Raw genomic sequence first — 20,594 nt, forward strand, 5'->3', positions numbered from 1 at the left:
TATCTTTTAAAACGAATTAGTATAAGAAAATTTATTGTAGTGAATTTCTCCTTCCATAGAAAGACAATCTTTTATACTAGACTGTTTATTGAATGGATGGTTTAAAACATTTTCTGAAAACCTTCACTTTTTACTTTCCAAGAACCGTCTTTCGGAAATCCCGGATTCGCTTCGGTCGTACCTTCCCAGCCTCCGCACATCATGGCAATAGCCGTCAGTAATCCTCCATTTCCTGGAAGATAAAGCGTCAGTCTTTCTGACTGATAATTGTGTCCGTTTTTTAGATACGTATTGGTAGTTACATTCATAAATAAAGCGTCAATTGCTTTTTCAGGAAGTCCTAAACGAGCTGCTGACATAGCGGTCATAGGGAAATCCCATCCCCACGTTTTTTGCCATGACCAGGTATCCCAAATCAGATCGAAAGTGTTTTTCATTATTTTTTTATCCAATAAAGAAGTTTCAGGAAGCATTCCGAAAGTTCCCAAAACCGACGGATGATCTGTTTTGAATTCTGGATTAGTATACGAATCGGGAGCACTTTCAGCCGCCAGATACACATCGTTTTGAACAGGCAGCGGAGACAAATCACGCAATACTGCTTCCCATTTTTCAGGAACAGCTTGATTCATTTTCTTTTTCCACGCAATAGCGGTTTTTAATGCCCAGTTCCAATAGGCCAATTCATACGTTGGGTTAAAAGTCTGCATCGCAACAAAACGTTCCTGCGCCGGAATTACTCCTGGCCCTAACATAAAACGCTTTTTTTCTTTGTCATAAAAAGCAAATGAAGCCATAAAATCAGCAGTAGCAAAAACACGTTCGCTGTATTTTTTCAATGTAGTTTCCGACTTAGATGATTCGTACAATAACTCAGCATAAGTAATAAAATGTGGCTGCTGCCAAATTAAAAACGCCCCTACAGACGACGGACTTTCGTTTCCGTCAGGATCGGTCATTTTCTGCCATCTTGCTCCTTCAAAGCCTTGTCTTTGTGCTATTTTTTTAGCTTTATCAAATGCATTTTGGTACCAGCCTAAAGTATTTTCTAAATATTCCGGTCTGTTCCAAAGCGGAAAATGAACCCCGTGCCACCAATGCATTTCTAAGTGCGGTTTTCCGTACCAGCTGTTGTAAGTCAGTCCTGTTTCCTGCGGAGGCAGAGAACCGGCACATTGTATTTTGGTCAGGTATTGCGAAAGTACAATTCTGCGCTCCAATTCATTAGCGCGTTTATCGGTGCTTCCTGCAAAATCAACTGCGGCACCGCTTGTCCAAAATTTTTCCCAGCCGGCAATACTGCTTTTTTCAATAGCTGTAAAATCTGGAATGGATTCTTTATTTTTCTCGGTCTGAATAAACGAACAGCTCAATTCTAAACTGCTGCTGTTTGATGGCTCCAGTAAAAAATAATGTTTTGCTTTTTCTTTCACTGATGCTGTTCCTTTCCATTTCAGATTAATATCATACGAAATGCTGTCCATCAAGTGAGTAATAGTGGCTTCCGATTTGTTTTTGATTTTCAGATTGCTTTTATAATCCTGTTTTCCCCGCCATTTTTCCCCCATATCAGTTCCTGCAATAGCAACCGCCGAATTATTTACCTCTTGTTTTTCTTCCCATTTTGTCCCCATATCGCCCCAGAGTCCTGTTGGAAACGGGATGCGGACACGAATTTTCAAACGGCCTTGTTTGATTAAATCCGATTCAACTTTAAAACCCAAAGCATCTTTTTTCTGATCGCAGGCTGTAATTACTTTTACCGAAGTTCCTTCGATTTCAAAATAACTTTCAATTTTTCCTGTCCATAAATTCAGTTTCTGATTGATCGCTTTGATGTCATCTGGCTGAACTAAACTGCCGTCTTTTTTGGTGATTTCAAAACCAATATTTCCCAATTGTAGTAAATGCGGATTCTGACGAAACCATTCGACAGCTTCTTTTTTGTGTGCAGGTTCTTTAATCTGTGTCGAATACGAAACTTTTCTTCCGTACTGATCGACCTCTTTCAAAGTTTCCGAAAACTTATATCCGTTTACATTTTTATAACTGTCCCAGCCCCATTCAGCCTGAGTTCCTAATGGAATTCCCCTTTGATATTTTTCTGGAAAAGTCTGCATTCCTGTTACATCAGCAGTATAAGCAAAAGTACCGTTCCCCACACTCAGGGAAGCCAGAGTATCGACTTGGGTAATCTTGACATCGTGTCTCGTTACCACTGCCTTACGGTCAATTTTTTCTTGAGCGATCATCCCAACAGAAAACAATAAAATGTAAATAATCGAATATTTTTTCATAACTTTTTTATTTTTAAAATAGCACGCAGATTTCGCAGATTCAGCAGTTTTTTTTTAAATCCGTGTATTTCTTTTTTATTTAATTTATCTAATTAATGTCGCGCTCATCAGGCCAATAACTACATCATTGGCGATGGTTTGTATCGAAAGACTTTTCAGTGTTTTAGACGTATTCAAAGGAAGATCCAAAATCGTTCCTGTCCCGCCGTCAATACCATTATTAGCAAATCCTTTTATGGCTTTATAATCGTTGAAAGTGCGGGAAATAATTCCTGACTTCAGATAAACGCGCGGTGGTTTCGGGGCATTGGTAGTAAAAGCCAGTCCGTCAACAAAATAATCCTGCTCAATCGGCCACCAGTTTTCCGGATTTTTCAGTTCCAATTCTTCTGAAGAACCATCGGTATAATTAACGATTATTTTACCATTGGTCATTCGGCTCTGCATCGGATTGGTCGAACCCGCCAACATCAGATACAAATGTGAGGCTTTTCCTTTTAGCGGAATTACAGTCTTTTCAGGATAATTGTCCCACATCGAAGTAAAGACAATATTATTTTTAGCAGCATCTGACGGTGTTTCAAAAACGATGCCTTCCGGAGTCGTAATTTTCTCTGTTGCTTTGGCTTTAGCACGCAGCCCGGAATCATCAATTTCTGGATTAATCATCGGATAACACCAATTCCCAATTCCCTGCAAAGGCAGTTGCAGCGTAGGCGTTTTTGGACGAGGTGATTCATATTTTTGTTTAAAAATATCCGTCACTTTTGCATTAAAATAAGGTGTCAATGAAACTGTTTCTGCTGTTACAATTTTGTTTTCAGGAATGTCCCAGCTGATAAATGATAACGGATAAACTTCGCCATCAGCAGTTTTCAATTGGAAATTATTAGTTCCTGTAATCAGATTTTTTAATGGAACTGCGATAGTTTCAGTGCTGCTGGCTTTAATTGAAACTGCCTGCGGAATTTCTTTTTCAATAGGATTAAAAATCAATTTTCCGTCACCATTTTTATCTGAATTATTTTGAACAGAAAGCAGTAAATCATTCGAATTCACTTCTTTTACAGTTACTTCAAATCTTAGCTTACAATTAATAGCGATAGGTTTCCACCAAATCATTTCGCCTTGCTGTAATTGTACAAATAACGTTTTATTTCCGATGCTGTTTATAATGCCACTGACTTTATTTTCGATTTTGGAAATAGAATTTAAAACTTTTTGCGGATCATAAATTTCAATGATTTTGGCATTTTTAGTTTCCAATACAAAAGCATCCTTCGGATTGAAAATTTCTTTTGTTTTTATTTCTTCTAAAGCCTTGGTATCCCAATTTATTACAATGCTATATTTTTCGGAAAATGGTGTTTCAATTATAATTTCAGGTTTGCCGATTCCGTTTTTTGTAATGGTATAATTGGCTTTATTTCCATTAATGGTTACGCTGTTTATTTTTTCAAAAGCACTATTCACAATGAATTTCAAATCCATTTTTGACGCTAAACGATTCGTAATTTCATAAGAATCAGTATTTTTCTCTCTTTTGAATGAAAAAGAAATGTCTGGAATTTCTAAAGAAGCCGAATCCCATTTTTCTGGAAATCCGGGTTTAATAGTAAGCTGGCGCGCCAATGCATCCGGCTGAATACCGAAAAGGCCTTCGACTAATGTTCTTGAAGCCATCCCGATTGGATCGGCAAAATCACGGTACAATTCGCCGCGTATGGCATCCTGATACATCAATTGTTCAAACCCGCCCGGTGAAGGACTTAAGTACATGCTTTCTACCAAGGCGCTTTCCCACATTTTAAACGCTTTTTCAGAATTGCCTCCCTGCCAGTACGCCAGCGAAGTGTGTAATTGTTCTGCCAAAGCCACATTATTGATGGACCATGTATAAGGCTGCCAATTGGTTGTTCCAATAACATACAAATCATTTTTATCCAAACCTTCTGCCTGAATCGGGATATGCGGAATCTGGGTGTCAACATAGCGAAGCATCTGATAATTCTGAAAAGGATCTGCTAATTCGGAATCAATGGTGTGATAAATACTCCAAACTCCCAGGTTTTCGTGCAATAACTGCCTGCCCATGGCATCTTTGTATTCGGCAAAAATACCTTTCTCGGGAAGCCATAATTTATTGGCTGTGGCTTTGGCAATTTTGTCTGCTTCGCTTGTAAATGAATTTGGATTTTGCTGTAAAGCGGATGCAATTGTTGCTGCAGTTTTATTCGAATAATAATTATATGCTGACGAATGAATCACGCCTCCGCCACTGTATTGCAAAGCATCACTTGCCCAAATGGATGCATACGCATCATATAAACCGTCATTATCCACATCGAAATTTCGTTTTTCCCAATCGAGATGTCTTTGTAGAACAGGCCACATTTCTTTCATGAATTCAGTATCGCCGGTCCATTTAAAATGACGCAGCATCTGATCAAAGAAAACCAGATTCATATCGTAATGATGGGCAATTGTATTATTATCCGGCTTACGGCTGATGTAACCGCTGCTGAACATCGATGTTCCCATTTCTTCTTTTTGACGCGCCATATTCCGTTCGGCATCAAAAACGACAGGCCCAGAAACGGGTTCTGTGACTTGAGATTTGCTATAACTTATAAAATGAGTTTTTGCTCTGTCGTGCCAGCCCAGAGGATCGGCTGTATACGCTCCGCGCCAAGCATTTAACTGCATGCGCCAGGCCACTGCACCATGCAGATAAGCGGGACTTTCCCAAATTCCATCGGCTGCAATGGCTAGTGCCGAGCCTAATGTGTTGATGTAAGGATCGGGTGTTGTTACTTTTACCCGGCTTGCTAATTCCTGCATATCCTGTGATGCTTTGGTAAACAGCTTGGCCAAATCTGCCTGATTATTTATTTTAGATTTTGCATTCGCATTCAGCGACCAATATAAATCTGTTTTTGAAATCGAACTGATTTTACCCACAATCAGATTTTGTTTGTCAGGTGCAGATGCAAATAATTCTAAAGGCGAATTTTGCTTTTCTGCATTGGCTAAATGAACTTCAGATGACGGAAACATTCCCAGCAGGCTTTTATCATTTCCTGTCTTTTGTTTATTCACTTCGGAACCATATTCCAATACAAAAGAATCCTTATTTATCGTGTATTGATTATTGGTACAATACTCGGGTTTTAAGTAAAAACCAGATTCCGGATCGGCACCAATATCGCCGTCACGGCTGAATTTCTTTCCGCTCGCTCCGCCAAAAGCCCATATTAGCGAAGTGTTTTTATCAATATCTAAACCTGAAACTTTCAATACAAAACCTTCTCCGTCTTTCAGTGCGGCGATTTCAAGTTTCAGTTTTCCTCTGCCTAAAACAGCATCCTGAATTTCATAATACATTTTTCCATTGGCATATCGTGCGGTAATAGAACTGGCTTCGGTAATCCATTTACTGCTCTTTCCATTGGATAAACCAAATTTTAAATTGCCTCCCATTCCGGGCATATACATAGCAAATTCCGGTAAATCACCAGTTTCCACTCTGAAAGCAGTATTAGAGCCATATAAAGCACGATTGAATTTTCGGCTGCCATTTTTTAATAGAAAGCCATCACCATCCGGCACATAATGAATTTTGCGCGGTGCAGTTTTCTTTTCGCCTTTTTCCTGTCCAAAAAAGACTGTCGAAAGCATAATAAAAAACAGGCAAAACAGTAAAACAGCTTTAATTTTCATAAAATGTGTATAGGCAATATTAAACTTTTCTACATTTTTTTATTCCTATTAAATATCTCTTTAAATAGAGACTAAAATCAGCTTTCTAATTACTAAAAAGTAAAAAAAACGCACTTTAAGTAATAATTAATAACGCAATATTGCTGTTTTTCAAACACAATTCTATCCTGTACCTACCCGCAATTTATATAAAATCAGCACTTTTTTAACGTTTTCGGCTAACCTAATAGTACAGGATAGTATTTATAAAGCGAAAAGTTAGTTTTGAAAATCTATTAACCAAATTTATATTAAATGAAACCTTTTAGAATCTTTACACTGCTTGTATTGGTTTTGTGTTCTTCAAATATTCTTTTATCAATGGGTAAAAATGATGTTGAAACTGTAAAAAATAACAATACAAAAAGCACAGCTGTTCCCGTTGAACCAAAGGTTTTTAATTTTGAATCTTCTAAAAAAAATAACAAATTCACTAATGTACTTACTGCATCAAAATATGAAGAAAGTACCGGATATGGTTTTGATTTTGAAACAGATGCGAATGCAGTCTTTACAGCAACTGGATTAAACATCAGCAAAAGCACTTATTTTTCGGTAAAAATTCCTGAAGGAAATTACAAAGTAAAAATCACTTTGGCCAATAATAGTAATGACTCCAATATTACTGTAAAAGCTGAATCCCGAAGAATAATGATTGACCAGCTTCCTATAAAAAAAGGTAAATCTGCTGTACAGGAATTCAATGTAAACGTACGCAGCAGCTACATTGATGAATCCAATTCGATAAAATTAAAAGACCGCGAAAAAGGAGACCTTAATTGGGATAACAAACTAACCTTAGAATTTTTAGGATCTGCCTGTGTTCAAAAAATTGAAATTATTCCTCTTGAAAAAGTAACCAGCATTTTTCTGGCCGGCGATTCTACTGTAACCGATCAGGATGTAGAGCCTTGGGCTTCCTGGGGGCAGATGATTCCTCAATATTTTGACACCAATATTGTTATTACCAATTATGCCTGCTCTGGCCTTGCTTTAAGCTCTTTTAAAAGCAGTAACCGTCTGTTAAAAATAAGTTCTCAGATTAAAGCCGGCGATTATTTGTTTATTGAATTTGGCCACAATGATGAAAAAATAAAAGGGCCTGAAAATACTGCCTGGAAATCCTACTCCGATTTATTAGCCGAATTTATTCAGACAGCAAAGGACAAAGGTGCATTTCCTGTTTTGGTTACGCCTACACAGCGCCGTGCCTTTAATTCTGATGGTACATTAAAAGAAACACACGGTGATTTTCCTGATGCTATGCGTGCCGTTGCAAAAAAAATGAATGTGCCCCTTATCGATGTAACTAAAATCACAACTGTGCTGTATGAAAAATGGGGAGATGATGTTTCCAGAAAAGCTTTTGTACAATATCCGGCCAATACTTTTCCAGGGCAGACAAAAGCATTAGAAGATAATACACACTTTAATAGTTTTGGTGCCAATGAAATTACACTTTGTGTAATTAAGGGAATTCGCGATCTGAATTTACCTTTACAAAAAAATATATTGAAACAGACACCAAAATACAATCCCCAGCAGCCTAATTATATTTCAGATTGGACTCTGCCAATGAGTACCCGTTTTGAAATCGCAAAGCCTGATGGCAATTAATTTTTTTGAATACATTTAAAATGAAAATACAACAAACTTTACAATTTCTTTTTATTGCGGCTGTAACTGCCTTTTCGGCGCAAAACAGTTCTGCACAGCAAACGGAAAAAGTTTTCCTTTCCGGAAAAGATTTTGAACACCCGGTACAATGGGATTTTTATTGTACAGATGGCAATAACAGCAAAAAATGGACCACCATCAACGTTCCTTCTCAATGGGAATTAGAAGGTTTTGGCGAGTATACCTATGGAAGATGGTATAAAGAACTTAACCAAAAAGACCCCAGCAAAGAAGAAGGACTTTATAAATACGAATTTAATGTTCCAAATGATTATAAAGACAAAGAAGTAGTTATTGCTTTTGGCGGAGCAATGACAGACACTGAAGTAAAAATTAACGGAAAACTGGCAGGAGAAATTCATCAGGGCGGTTTCTACGAATTTAAATATGATATTACTTCTTTAGTAAAATTTGGCACCAAAAACACGCTGGAAGTTCATGTATGGAAACATTCGAACAATAATTCGGTTAATGCTGCAGAACGCAGAGCAGACTGGTGGCTTTTTGGCGGTATTTATCGTCCGGTATGGCTGGAAGTATCTCCAAAAACACAAATTCAGCATATTGCCGTAAACCCAAAAATGGACGGTTCGATCACTATTGATATGAACCTTAAAAACATTCCTAAAAACACGGTCATAGAAGCTGGTTTGAAAGGATTGAACGGTGAAAATTTTCAAACATTCACTTTTCCTGTTAAGGCAAAAAGCATCAAAGAAACCATCGCAGCCCAATGGAAAGATATTAAACCCTGGAACCCGGAAACTCCAAATTTGTACAGCTTAGAACTGTCTTTGAAACAAAACGGAACTATACTTCACAAATTGGACAAGAAAATTGGTTTCAGAACTTTGGAATTCAAGAAAAAAGACGGCATTTATGTGAATGGCACCAAAATCATAATGAAAGGAATCAATCGTCATTCCTTCTGGCCGGAAGGCGGACGAAGCACCAGCAGACGCATCAGTGTGTTTGACGGCCAGCTATTGAAAGATATGAATATGAATGCAGTCCGCGGTCATTATCCGCCAGACGAGCATTTCATGGAAGTCTGTGACTCTTTGGGGCTGTTTGTTCTAAATGAATTAGCCGGATGGCAAAACTCTTATGATACCAAAACAGGAACAAAATTAGCTGCCGAAATGATTACCAGAGATGTCAACCATCCGTCTGTAATTATTTGGGACAATGGTAATGAAGGAGGATGGAATTATGAAGTGGACAAAGTATTCGATCAATTCGATCCGCAAAAAAGAATTGTAGTACATCCTTGGTCCGATTTTAATGGCTGGGATACGCACCATTATCCTACTTATTTAACGGGTATGCACCGATTCAACAGCGGAGAAAACGTGTTTTTCCCAACCGAATTCATGCACGGGACTTATGACAACGGACACGGAGCTGCTCTTGAAGATTTCTGGACGCGTTACAAACAAAGTCCTTTGTTTGCCGGAGGATTTATGTGGGCAATGCTGGACGAAGCTGTTTTTCGTTCGGACTGGAAAGGTGATGTAAAATTTGACTCCAAAGGCTCTTTGGCTGCAGACGGAATTTTAGGCCCGCACCGAGAAAGAGAAGGAAGTTATTATACGGTAAAAGAAGTCTGGGCACCTATTCAATTTACTCCAAAGCAAGTAACAGATGCTTTCGACGGCTCCTTTTTGATAACCAATGATTATCTGTTCAGCAATTTGAATTCCTGCAAAATGGAATATAAAATAATGAAATCGGATGCAGATGTTCTTTATACTGATGGTGTTTCAAAAGTACTAAGCTCGGGTAAAATTGAAATTCCAAGCATTGAGCCCGGCGAGACCCGCAGAATTAAATTTGACGTTCCTGCCAGCTTTTTGGAAGGTGATGTTTTATCTATTACTGCAAATAATCTATATGGCAAAGAAATTTATACTTGGACCTGGCCTATTCATAAAGCGAGTTATTTTGCTGCTAAATTTTTAGCATCTAAAACAGTTAAAACTAAAGCCACAGCCATCCTAAACGGAAATCAGGTTGTTTTAAGCGGAGATAATGTTACTGTGACTTTGGACAGTACCACTGGAGAAATCCTGACGGTTAAAAACGCAGTTACAGTAATTCCATTGACAAACGGTCCGCGTCCTATCGGGATGAAATCCAAACTAAAAGAGGTACAGATTTCGCAGGAAGGCGAAAATGCAGTCTGTACAGTTACTTATTCCGGCGGATTAAACTCTATAAAATGGATTATGTGTCCTGACGGAAGATTTAAAATGGAACTTCTTGCTTTGAAAAATGCAGAAAATGCAGGCGGTTTTGACGGCGCTTATTTTGAAGATAAAATTAATTCATTCGGAATCACATTCAGTTTCCCTGAAAAAGAAGTTACGGGAATAAAATGGTTCGGAAGAGGTCCTTACCACGTTTGGAAAAACAGAATCAAAGGAACAACTTACGGTGTTTGGGAAAAGAATTACAACACCACGATAACTGGCGAAAGTTTTGAAAATTTGGTTTATCCGGAATTCAAAGGTTATCACGCCAATTTATTGGGAGCCAATCTAAAAGCGGGTGCATCGTCATTTAAAGTTTTTAGCGAATCTGATAATTTGTTTCTGAGATTATTCACACCGGATTTACCGAAAAATGGTTTTCCGGGAAGTAACCCGCAGCCGGATTTTCCGGAAGGAGACATTTCTTTTATGTATGAAATTCCGGCGATGAGAGATTTCAAACCATTGGAACAGCAGGGACCAGAAAGCCAGCCGACAAATATCCGCATCAAAAAAGGAGATGACGGAATATCAATGAATCTGTGGTTTGATTTTAGAAATAATAATTAAAAAATAAGCTGAGTTCAAGAATCTCTGTCTGATATAAATAAAAACAAATACATTATGAAAATTATACGATTAATGGCTTTACTGTATGCTGCAGTACTTTTTTTTAATTTCACCCAAAAAACGGAAACCAAACCAACCATTTTTATAGTCGGCGATTCTACTGTAAAAAATGGAAGCGGAAAAGGAGACGGCGGTCTTTGGGGCTGGGGCGATTTTATTGGCCAATTTTTGGATACCACCAAAGTTGCTATTCAAAACCATGCTTTAGGAGGAACCAGCAGCCGAAGTTTTCAGTACAAAGGATTATGGGAACCTGTTTTTAAACAGCTCAAAAAAGGCGATTATGTTTTTATTCAATTTGGGCATAATGATAACGGTGCCATAAATGACACAACGAGAGCCAGAGGAACAATTAAAGGCATTGGCAACGAAACCGAAGAAATTGACAATCTGTTAACCCACAAACACGAAATCGTTCATACGTATGGCTGGTACATTCGAAAATTAGTACAGGATGCCAAATCAAAAGGAGCCATTCCTGTGGTTTTTTCACCAATTCCAAGAAACGACTGGAAAGACGGAAAAGTTCTCCGCAACAACGAATCGTATGGTTTATGGGCAAAACAAATTGCTGAGCAGGAAAAAGCGACATTCATTGATCTGAATGCCGGTATGTCTTCAGCATTAGACAAAATAGGACAAGAAAAAGTAATGGGAACCTATTTTTATGAAAGAGACCATACGCATACCTCGGCAAAAGGAGCTGTTTTATCAGCTACAGTAATTGCAGGTGAACTCAAAAAAAACAATTCATTGAGCAAATATGTTTTAGCAGATCCGAAAATTAAACTTCCAAAAAAGAAAAAAATCTTTTTGATTGGCGATTCTACGATGGCAAATAATGGCAACAATGAAAATGCTGTGGGCTGGGGAGTTGCTTTCCCAAAATATGTAGATACAATGCGTGTCGATGTAATCAATAAAGCAAGAGGCGGACGAAGCAGCCGCACCTATGAATTTGAGGGTTTATGGAAGGAAGTCCGAGAACAATTGCAACCTGGTAATTTTGTAATTATCCAGTTTGGTCACAATGACGCTGGTGCTGTAGACAAAGACAAATTCAGAGGTTCTCTAAAAGGAAACGGTACAGAAACACAAATTGTAAACCGTGCCGACAGTATTAAAGAAACAGTTCGCTCTTTTGGGTCTTATATTGAAACTTATATCAAAGAGGCCAAAGAAAAAGGAGCAATCCCAATTGTGATGAGCCAGACCGTGCGAAACGAATGGCCGAACGGAAAACCTGAACTTAGAGATGAGAGTTACAACCTTTGGTCTAAAACAGCTGCCGAAAATCAAGGCGCCGATTTTATTGATCTAAATGTGATTATCGCCAAAAAATATGAAGAATTAGGTAAAGAAAAAGTAAGTGCTTTTTTCCCTAAAGACCATACACATACTGGTCCTGAAGGAGCCGATTTTAATGCGCTGACCGCAGCTGAAAGCATTAAAAACTTAAAAAAATGTGCTTTGAGGGATTATATTGAGATTCCGAAAAAGAAGGAATAAAAAGCTTTAGACTGGAGCCTTCAGCTTTGCGATTTTTTTTACCAGAGATTCACAAATTATACTCTTTTTATAATTTGTAAAACTCTGGTTTGTTTTTTAAAGACTGAAAATTATATTTTCTAAATTTATCATTCTTAAATTCTTTATTTTAAACCGACAAACCATTATTCATGCTGATAAGAAAAATTACGTTTGCAGCTGTTTTATTGCTGAGCTTAAATGGATTTAGCCAGTTACAAATTAAACCAAGTGACAAAAGCATCACTTATATGGGACGTGTAAAGTTAGCACAAGATTCAGCCTGTTTTTACTGGCCGGGAACTTCAGCAGCTATTAATTTTAAAGGATCAGGGATTTCCGCCAGTTTAAAGTCACGTAATGAAGTCGGTTATTTTTATGCCATTATCGATAATGATGCCGAGCACGCATTTAAGTTTAAATCAGATACTACGAAAACAACAGTATCTCTGGCAAGCGGACTTTCTTCTGGGAATCATACTTTGCAGCTTTATAAACTTTCAAACAATACCTCCGAAAATATTTTTTATGGATTTCAAATAGATGGTAAGTCTAAAATCAATACTCCCAATAAACCTCTAAAAAGAAAAATCGAATTTTACGGCAACTCCATTACAGCTGGGCATGGCGTGGATGTTGAAAAAGGAGGTCAGGATTCTGGAAAACCAGAAACTTTCAATAATTATTACACCTATGCAGCTTTGACAGCTCGTCATTATAACGCACAATATTCCTGTATTGCTCGCAGCGGTATTGGCATTATGGTTAGCTGGTTTCCAGAAATTATGCCCGAAATATATGATAGGTTAAACCCTATGGATCCGAATAGTAAATGGGATTTCACTCAATACACTCCCGATGTGGTTGTGGTCAATCTCTTTCAGAATGATTCATGGATTGTCAATATGCCTAAAAATGAACAATTTATTTCTAGGTTTGGCACTTCCAAACCAACGGATGAGTTTACCATTTTGGCGTATCAAAATTTTATTAGTTCAATCAGAATCAAATATCCAAATGCTCACATCATTTGTGCCTTGGGAAATATGGATGCCACAAAAGCGGGCTCCAAATGGCCTAACTATATTAAGCAAGCTGTTGAAAGAATAAATGATACTAAAATTTATAGTTTGATTTTTCCTTATAAAAATACAGGAGCCCACCCAAATAAACAAGAACAGCAAATGATGGCAGATGATTTAATTGGATTTATAGATAAAAATATTAAATGGTAATCCCTAAATAGTGAATACAAAATATCCAATCTAAATCCATGAAAAAATATTTAATTGTTCTGCTTTCAATTGCTTTAGCTGCCTGCTCCTCCAATTCAAAAGTTGGAAAAACACAAGCTTCCGATACAATTCTGACAATACCCGACAGTCTGTATCCTTCGGCAGACTTATCTATTCCAACACATAACGAATGGACCAGCAAGAATTATCCTAAAATGATTAAAAGTTTCAAAGCAAATCCTCTGCAGTTACATGACATTGTTTTTGCAGGCAACAGCATTACTTCGCAAGGAAGAAACTGGGGAGAACGTTTGAATAATAAAGCCATTAAAAACAGAGGAATAGCTGGTGATGTTACTGATGGCCTAATAGCACGACTGGGTGAAATCAATTACATAAAACCAACTGCGGTATTTATTGAAATAGGTATTAACGATTTATTAAACGATACATTATCACCTGAGCGCACCGCGAAGAATATCATTCAAATCACAAAAATAATTCATCAGCAGAATCCAAAAACCAAGATATTTGTACAAACAATTTTTCCAACCAATAAAGTCAATCAGGCAGCACGTATAAAGCTGACGAATGATATTATTAGAAAACATAAGAGAAAGGGCGTATTTACATTAATAGAAACACATATTCTATTTGCCGGCAAAGATGATTTAATGCAAAAAGAACTAAGTACTGACGGCATACATCTAAATGAAAAAGGATATCAAATCTGGGTCGATTGCCTAAAAAAATATTTCGAATAAAACAGATTTTTAATTCCAATCTGCAAATTATTTCATGTATTTTTTCTTGGAAGCAGATTTGTCATAATGCAATAAATACCTCAATTAAATGTTATATAAAAAAGATATAACTGTTTTTAATTAATGGTATTTCAGCTTATGAAAAGGATAATATTTTTGATTGGTGTTATTAGTATTTCTCTTCAGGGATATGCTCAGGATGGGAATAAAACTAAATTCAAACCGATTCCTCCAAAAAATACGGAAGAAAAAATAATTATTCCGCCCAGAGAAATTACGCCAAAAAATGAAGCTGTGGCTGTTGTAAAAAAACCAGATCCTTATCAGATCAATCCCGAAGAGCTTTTTAAAAATCCTTATCTGTATAAAAAACCAAACAATTCTGAAGGTATATTTTACAGACAAAATCAATATTTAGGAAGTTTTAAAACGAAGGCATTTACTTCTACTATCCGATTTCGGGATGCTGCCTTTGTAGACGGTGATAAAATAAAGATATACCTGAATGACAAAATGATTCAGCCCGAGGTCAGCCTGAGCGGTGAATTTCAAAGCTTCAAAATAAATCTGACCGATGGTATAAACAAAATTGATTTTGAAGCACTAAACGAAGGTTTTGCATCTCCAAATACCGCCCAGTTTGAAGTCTATGATGACAAAGGAACTGTTATCACTTCAAGCCAATGGAATGTGGGAACCGGTTATAAGGCCACAATTATATTGATCAAAGAGTAAAAAACAGACTCTTTTTTAAACTCTCAGAACAGCTCCAAAAAAACTTTTATAATTAAAGACAACAAAAACAACAGTGGTTGGTGAGGCAAACACTAAAAAAAGTAATGTCTGCCATTTACATGCGAGAATTATTTTTTTATAATTTGACCATAAAATAATCAATGCAAAAATTGAGCAGAAAGAAATAAGGAACGCTGTAATTAAGTTTCCCCAATTTTCATCATATGGCAAGAATTGAGCCTGATAAATTTCATCCCAAATCATAAAAGCTACAAGAAAAAGAATAATCGAATATATAATTTTATAACTATCTCTGGCTAATACCATCTACCATAACAAATTAATTCCCGTTTTTTATAAACGATGTTATTTCTGATATATTTTACCCGGTAAACTAAAATTTTGGCTTTATTTACCCAGTCTCTATCTCTGGTTTTAATTTTTCAGCTAAAAATGTCTTTAGAGCGGACTTCAAAATTCAATCTGCTATAATTTTCTTTTTATCGAAATATAGTCCAAAACAATTTCTGTCTGATTTACCAAAACGGTTATATTTTGTTTTTTAGCAGCAGTAACCGAAAATGGAACTTTTACAACTGCACTGTTTCGTAATACATTTTCTTTCCAGGTAGTATCGCGGTCTTTGGTATTAATTAAAAATGGTTTCGATTCCTTTCCATTTATTCTGATTACAGCTTCCTGATCAAAGTTATTCGAATGTGTAGGTAAAAAATGTACTTCCGCCTCATAATCTCCCATCTCTGAAACTTCAAATTCGTACGAAACAGCGGGTTTATCTTTCTTAAAATAATTATGGTTTAAAGGAAAAAGTGTCATAGCATTATTACTAAAACCAAGACCATTAATTGACTGCCATTTATAATTTTCAATGCTTTTTGAAGCTGTAAATTGGTTTGCCTGAATTACAATAGCACTGTTTGTTTTATTGGCTTCATAAGTCTTTGTGTTTTTTGCTACCGAATCAAAAACAGGAAGATTTCGAGGATGCATTGACATCATCTGATTCCATTTTCCACCGCTCATTTTTGTATTATAAAATGCTGTAAGCTCTTTTATTTTCTCATAAGCTTCGGATGCCTGTTTATGGTATTTTTGTTTTTGAACCTCATCATTGGCTGTCGCTTCCAAATTCCAATACAGAAATTTAAAATTCATGTTGGCTGCCGCTTTTACAGGATACACAACCAATTGAAACCAGGCATCTTTTCGTTCATCAGGTATTAAAGAAGATAAATCATCTGCTTTTTTTACCAAATCCTCATAAGCTTTGATTCTTTCCTCTATTTCTTCTTTTGTAAAGTTAGAAGGCTTAATCTGAGTTGTAGGTTCGGTCTGGCTCCAGCCCATATACTCCGGTTTTCTGATGAAAGCCAAACGATAGTATTCTGCAATTACAGGACTCAATTTGCTGGCAATTATTGGCGTAAATTCTCTTGAAATCCATTTTTCCAGATTTTTATTAATCCCATCAAACGGAATACTGTTGATATTCCATGCTAAATCCATGAAAAACTCCATATTATATTCGCCTGGCTTGATATCTCCCACATTTACAATCCACATTTTTTTAGCCCCGTTTTGGTATGCTTTTGACATTTCGCTCCAAATTAATCCAGGCTGTGCAGTACTTAACCAGAGGTAATCATGAGGACGCCCCCAATAACTAAGATGATAATAAACACCGCCTCCGCCGCTTCTTTTTTGTTCATTTTCATCACTTAAACGGCGTATGTAGCCATAATTATCATCGGGCCACACAAGAGTAACATCATCGGGCACTTTGAGTCCGTTATCATACAATTCCAGCACTTCTTTATACGGAACAAAAACCTGCGGAATTTCATTTAATGGCTTTTTGAATGTATTTGAAAGCATTTCGCGCTGTACGCCAATTATCTTATCCACCATTATCTTCGACTCTTCCGTATTTTTGGCGCCTTCCATTTTACTGTCGTGAACGCCTCTCATCCCTAGTGTCATGACCACTTCATTATTAGCTGCTTTTATTTCGTCTAAACGGTCCTGCCAATATTTATTTACTTGATTACTGTTTGTAAAGTAATTATAATCTCCAAAGTCTTTTTTCCATTCATCGACATTATTTCGAAGCATGGGTTCGGCATGAGAAGAACCGATTATCATATGATACTTTTCCGCCATTTCCTTATTTCCGTTAATGGTAAAAAAACCTTTGGTACACGGATGCATCGCAGGCCAGATCGTATTGGCTTTTAATCTCAAAAGCAGCTGAAATATTTTCTCATATGTTTTTGGCCCTATATCTCCGGTTTCGGGTTCAAAAGTTTTCGCAGCCCAAGGCTGTAATCCCCAGTCTTCATCATTCAGGAAAATTCCTCTGTACTGTACTGACGGCTTTTCAGTTATTCCTTTTGAAGGCAATTGAAGCACCAGTTCTTTTCTGGCAATTGGATTAACATCAGCCCACCATTTCCATGGCGAAACTCCTAGTCGTTCTGCTGTTTCAAAAATGGCATAAACAGTTCCTCTGACGTCACTTCCTGCAATTATCAGGTTTTGATTTTCTTTTTTTATATAAAATTTCTCCCATTGACCGGCTAATTCTTTTTGAATGTTTTTAGACTGAAATAAAGAACTTGAAGCCTGACCAATGTATATTCCGTTTTGAGAAATTTTGTCTGCAGTAACAATACTTAATTTCTTTCCTGTAATTTCTTCCACGTCCGAAACCAGTTCATTGACTGCCCAGACCACTAATTTGTCTGCTTTTGGATCAATAAATATTGCAGCGGTTTCATTGGCTTTTACAATAGAAAAATCATTTGACTTATCATTTTGACCAAAAGCTGTATCTGTTAAAAAACTAATTACTGCAATTAAAAAAAGGTGTCTTTTGAACATTATATCTGTATTATTTTATTCTGATTTATTCGTCTCTGCTATTTTTGGATCTTTCTTTATTTGAACATCCAGTTCCTGCTTCATTTTCCCGAAGATCTCTTGATTCAGAGGCAGAACATTATTCTTTTCTTCAGGATCCTTTTCTATATTGAACAATTCATAATCTGGCATCCCTTTTCTGGAAGGCAGATTTTGAATCAGTTTCCATGGTTTTTGGATTAAACAGGCCTGTTTATGACCACGGATATAAATCGGCCGTTTTTTAATTTCTTTATTTGCCGAAACTTCATTCCATATATTCTGTCCTTCTACGGTTTTTGGCAATTTTTCAGCACCGGCTAATCCTAAAATCGTAGGCAGAAAATCAATCACTGAAATATAATCTGAATTTTTATAATTTTTTAAACGGCCTTTCCAATACAGCACACAAGGCACTCTAACTGCTCCTTCATAATTTGAAGTTTTCCAATCACGCAGCGGCGTATTATCTCCCAAAGTTGTATTTGATCTGTGTATTCCTCCATATTCTTTTCTGGAATCCCAGTTTTCCATAGCACCGTTATCACTCATAAAAATGATAAGGGTATTCTCGTCTAACTTTTGCTTTTTCAAATTATCAAGCAAGATCCCGATGCTGTGATCCAAATGCGCCATTGCCGCATCATAATCCCTGCGGGAACTGTCTTTAGCTGTTTTATTATAAGGTATCTTCCATTTCTCTTCTTCCTGCAAAGGAAAATGAGGTGCACTGTATGCTACCTGCAGGTAAAAATTCTCCTTTTTATTGCGGATTTCCGAAAGCCATTTAATCGATTCCTGAGTAACTAAATCGGTAGTATGCCCTTTTTCATCAATAAATTCTCCATTTCTATACCAGCTCTGATCGCCATTTTTGTAGCGGTGAGTGTATTGATCAATCTGTCCGTGCAAAAAACCATAGGAGTAATCAAATCCGTATGCTTTTGGGCTGCTGTTTAACTGAAGTCCTAAATGCCATTTGCCGATAAGCGCGGTTTCATATCCGTTTTTTTTCAATAATTGAGGCAGAGTTGGAATTGAATCAGGTAATTTCAATTCACTTTTATCACTTATCGGAGCTAAAATTCCCATGCGGCTGGCAGGTCTTCCAGTGAGAAGAGCCGCTCTTGTAGGCGAGCAGGTAGGGCTGACATAAAAACGGTTAAGCTGCACACCATTTTTTGCCAGATTATCAATATTAGGCGTTTTTATTTCAGAACCATTATAGCCAACATCATTCCAGCCGGCATCATCAGCTATAATCACAATGACATTAGGCTTTTGCTCTTTGGGTACTTTTTTCTGCTGGGCGTATATCACCAGATTGCTTAAAAACACTAGAGCTGTATAAATAAATACTTTTTTAGAATTCATCATCAAAAAATTACAGTACAAATCAGTTTGCAAAAAAAGCTGTTTCAAAAACAGGAAACAGCTTTTATAAATTTTTACGATAACTAATCAATTAATTTACCATTAACCTTTACATTCTTAAAAGTCCCCCCTTTGATGGCAGTTTTATCAATTTCACCATTTTTTGATTCAATGTTAAGATTTTCAAAAGCAAAGTTTGTTAAAAATATATTCGGGTCTTTCTGCACTTCGTAAAACTTATCACATTTTAAATTAATATTACGCAGCGTTACATGATCTCCATAGGAAGCGGGTGTATCTTTGCGTCCTTTCATATCAAAAAACTGATTCCATTGGTACACTACTAATCCTTTTACAGCAGTGCCTTTAATGTTTTCTACCAAAATGTATTCGTATTTTTGCGGTGTATCTGGTCTCATTTTGAGCCATAGCAAACGCGATACATCTGTAACTGAACAATTACGCATAATCACATTTTTGTTATGGATAGATTCACTTCCATTTGTTAATGCCGAATGTGAAAATCCATACGTACAATCTTCAATAATAATGTTCGTATTTTCTCCATTTCCTTCTTCGGTATCTGCCCACGGCCCTTTTCCTCCTTTTAAGGCAATGGCATCATCGTTAACCGACATATAACAGCCTTTTACCAAGAAATTTGAACATACATCAATATCAATGGCATCAGTACTTGGTGCTTTGATTTCTAAATGTGGCGAAAAAATATACAGATCAATCAGTTTTACATTCGAACATTTATAAAAATGATTTGTCCAGAAACCTGAATTAATCAGCTTCACATCTTGAAACTGCACATTTTTTGAATTCCAGACAAAAACCAATCGTGGTCTTGAAACTTCCAAATTGGTACATTTTGGATTTTCTTTGCGTCTTGCCCAAAAAGCCTCATAATACTTATAACCATTACCGTTTATGGTTCCTTTTCCAGAAATGGTAAATCCATCCAAATTGTAAGCGTTAACCAGCGCTGGAAAATAATCCAGATTCTGCCCTTCCATACGCGAAGGCATAATTGGATAATTAGAAATATCATCAGAACCTTTCAAAACGCCGCCTTCAGAAACATGCAAATGTGTTTTTGGCTTAAAAAACAAGGCTCCGCTCAAGAAAACTCCCTTTGGAATTACAATCACACCTCCGCCATTTTCAGAAGCTTTATCAATTATTTTTTGAATGGCCACAGTTTGGACTACAGTGCTATCTATTTTTACGTCATAATCGGTGATAACATACTGTTTCCCTAATTTTTCTAATTTAATTTTGGATGCATCATTAAACCAAGCGGGAATTTTTGTTCCGTCAGGAAAAACATTTTTGGCTTTTTTTTGAGCTATCGAAATCTGAGATAATCCGATAAACAAGATAATTAATACGATACCTTTCTTCATTATAATCAATTTA

General features: G+C 36.8%; 11 protein-coding genes. 6 read left to right on the plus strand and 5 right to left on the minus strand.

Annotation, left to right across the window (positions count from 1 at the left end):
- Positions 1–101: 101 nt before the first annotated feature.
- Both IRZ80_RS08385 and IRZ80_RS08390 read right to left on the minus strand, forming a co-directional pair.
- Positions 102–2,297 carry a hypothetical protein gene (locus IRZ80_RS08385; RefSeq protein ID WP_194641110.1) on the minus strand — a complete coding sequence of 732 codons (2,196 nt, stop codon included), beginning with the start codon at positions 2,295–2,297 and terminating at the stop codon, positions 102–104.
- Between the two features lie 84 nt (positions 2,298–2,381).
- A complete protein-coding gene (locus IRZ80_RS08390) occupies positions 2,382–6,017 on the minus strand; it encodes a DUF4450 domain-containing protein (RefSeq protein ID WP_194641111.1) in 3,636 nt (1,211 codons plus the stop codon).
- 294 nt (positions 6,018–6,311) lie between these two features.
- Here IRZ80_RS08390 and IRZ80_RS08395 point away from each other — a divergent pair, with 294 nt between their 5' ends.
- The 6 genes from IRZ80_RS08395 to IRZ80_RS08420 all read left to right on the plus strand — a co-directional run bounded on the left by IRZ80_RS08395 (position 6,312) and on the right by IRZ80_RS08420 (position 14,876).
- Entirely contained in the window at positions 6,312–7,673 is a 1,362-nt protein-coding gene (locus IRZ80_RS08395) for a rhamnogalacturonan acetylesterase (protein ID WP_194641112.1), read from the plus strand.
- A gap of 20 nt (positions 7,674–7,693) precedes the next feature.
- Positions 7,694–10,555, plus strand: coding sequence for a glycoside hydrolase family 2 TIM barrel-domain containing protein (locus IRZ80_RS08400; protein WP_194641113.1), 2,862 nt, complete (start codon positions 7,694–7,696; stop codon positions 10,553–10,555).
- 54 nt (positions 10,556–10,609) lie between these two features.
- Positions 10,610–12,124 carry a rhamnogalacturonan acetylesterase gene (locus IRZ80_RS08405; protein ID WP_194641114.1) on the plus strand — a complete coding sequence of 505 codons (1,515 nt, stop codon included), beginning with the start codon at positions 10,610–10,612 and terminating at the stop codon, positions 12,122–12,124.
- 170 nt (positions 12,125–12,294) lie between these two features.
- Complete coding sequence (locus tag IRZ80_RS08410) at positions 12,295–13,377, plus strand: SGNH/GDSL hydrolase family protein (RefSeq protein WP_194641115.1); 1,083 nt, start codon at positions 12,295–12,297, stop codon at positions 13,375–13,377.
- A gap of 38 nt (positions 13,378–13,415) precedes the next feature.
- Positions 13,416–14,141, plus strand: a complete 726-nt coding sequence (locus tag IRZ80_RS08415) for a GDSL-type esterase/lipase family protein (protein ID WP_194641116.1) — start codon at positions 13,416–13,418, stop codon at positions 14,139–14,141.
- A 138-nt stretch (positions 14,142–14,279) separates the two neighbouring features.
- The gene (locus IRZ80_RS08420) at positions 14,280–14,876 is read left to right on the plus strand and encodes a hypothetical protein (RefSeq protein ID WP_194641117.1); all 597 of its coding nucleotides are present in this window, start codon (positions 14,280–14,282) and stop codon (positions 14,874–14,876) included.
- A 486-nt stretch (positions 14,877–15,362) separates the two neighbouring features.
- Here IRZ80_RS08420 and IRZ80_RS08425 read toward each other — a convergent pair whose 3' ends face one another.
- The 3 genes from IRZ80_RS08425 to IRZ80_RS08435 all read right to left on the minus strand — a co-directional run bounded on the left by IRZ80_RS08425 (position 15,363) and on the right by IRZ80_RS08435 (position 20,581).
- Positions 15,363–17,777: a glycosyl hydrolase 115 family protein gene (locus IRZ80_RS08425; protein ID WP_194641118.1), complete on the minus strand. Its 2,415-nt coding sequence runs from the start codon at positions 17,775–17,777 to the stop codon at positions 15,363–15,365.
- 15 nt (positions 17,778–17,792) lie between these two features.
- On the minus strand, positions 17,793–19,172 hold the full coding sequence (locus IRZ80_RS08430; RefSeq protein WP_194641119.1) for a sulfatase: 1,380 nt from the start codon (positions 19,170–19,172) through the stop codon (positions 17,793–17,795).
- A gap of 80 nt (positions 19,173–19,252) precedes the next feature.
- The gene (locus tag IRZ80_RS08435) at positions 19,253–20,581 is read right to left on the minus strand and encodes a glycoside hydrolase family 28 protein (protein ID WP_194641120.1); all 1,329 of its coding nucleotides are present in this window, start codon (positions 20,579–20,581) and stop codon (positions 19,253–19,255) included.
- Positions 20,582–20,594: the final 13 nt, after the last annotated feature.

The organism is Flavobacterium sp. HJJ, assembly GCF_015351475.1.
Lineage (GTDB): Bacteria > Bacteroidota > Bacteroidia > Flavobacteriales > Flavobacteriaceae > Flavobacterium > Flavobacterium marginilacus.

Bases quoted from the DNA above. Each gene is read 5' to 3' on its own strand.
- IRZ80_RS08385 (WP_194641110.1), bottom strand. From the start codon at position 2,297: ATGAAAAAATATTCGATTATTTACATTTTATTGTTTTCTGTTGGGATG.
- IRZ80_RS08390 (WP_194641111.1), bottom strand. From the start codon at position 6,017: ATGAAAATTAAAGCTGTTTTACTGTTTTGCCTGTTTTTTATTATGCTT.
- IRZ80_RS08395 (WP_194641112.1), top strand. From the start codon at position 6,312: ATGAAACCTTTTAGAATCTTTACACTGCTTGTATTGGTTTTGTGTTCT.
- IRZ80_RS08400 (WP_194641113.1), top strand. From the start codon at position 7,694: ATGAAAATACAACAAACTTTACAATTTCTTTTTATTGCGGCTGTAACT.
- IRZ80_RS08405 (WP_194641114.1), top strand. From the start codon at position 10,610: ATGAAAATTATACGATTAATGGCTTTACTGTATGCTGCAGTACTTTTT.
- IRZ80_RS08410 (WP_194641115.1), top strand. From the start codon at position 12,295: ATGCTGATAAGAAAAATTACGTTTGCAGCTGTTTTATTGCTGAGCTTA.
- IRZ80_RS08415 (WP_194641116.1), top strand. From the start codon at position 13,416: ATGAAAAAATATTTAATTGTTCTGCTTTCAATTGCTTTAGCTGCCTGC.
- IRZ80_RS08420 (WP_194641117.1), top strand. From the start codon at position 14,280: ATGAAAAGGATAATATTTTTGATTGGTGTTATTAGTATTTCTCTTCAG.
- IRZ80_RS08425 (WP_194641118.1), bottom strand. From the start codon at position 17,777: ATGTTCAAAAGACACCTTTTTTTAATTGCAGTAATTAGTTTTTTAACA.
- IRZ80_RS08430 (WP_194641119.1), bottom strand. From the start codon at position 19,172: ATGATGAATTCTAAAAAAGTATTTATTTATACAGCTCTAGTGTTTTTA.
- IRZ80_RS08435 (WP_194641120.1), bottom strand. From the start codon at position 20,581: ATGAAGAAAGGTATCGTATTAATTATCTTGTTTATCGGATTATCTCAG.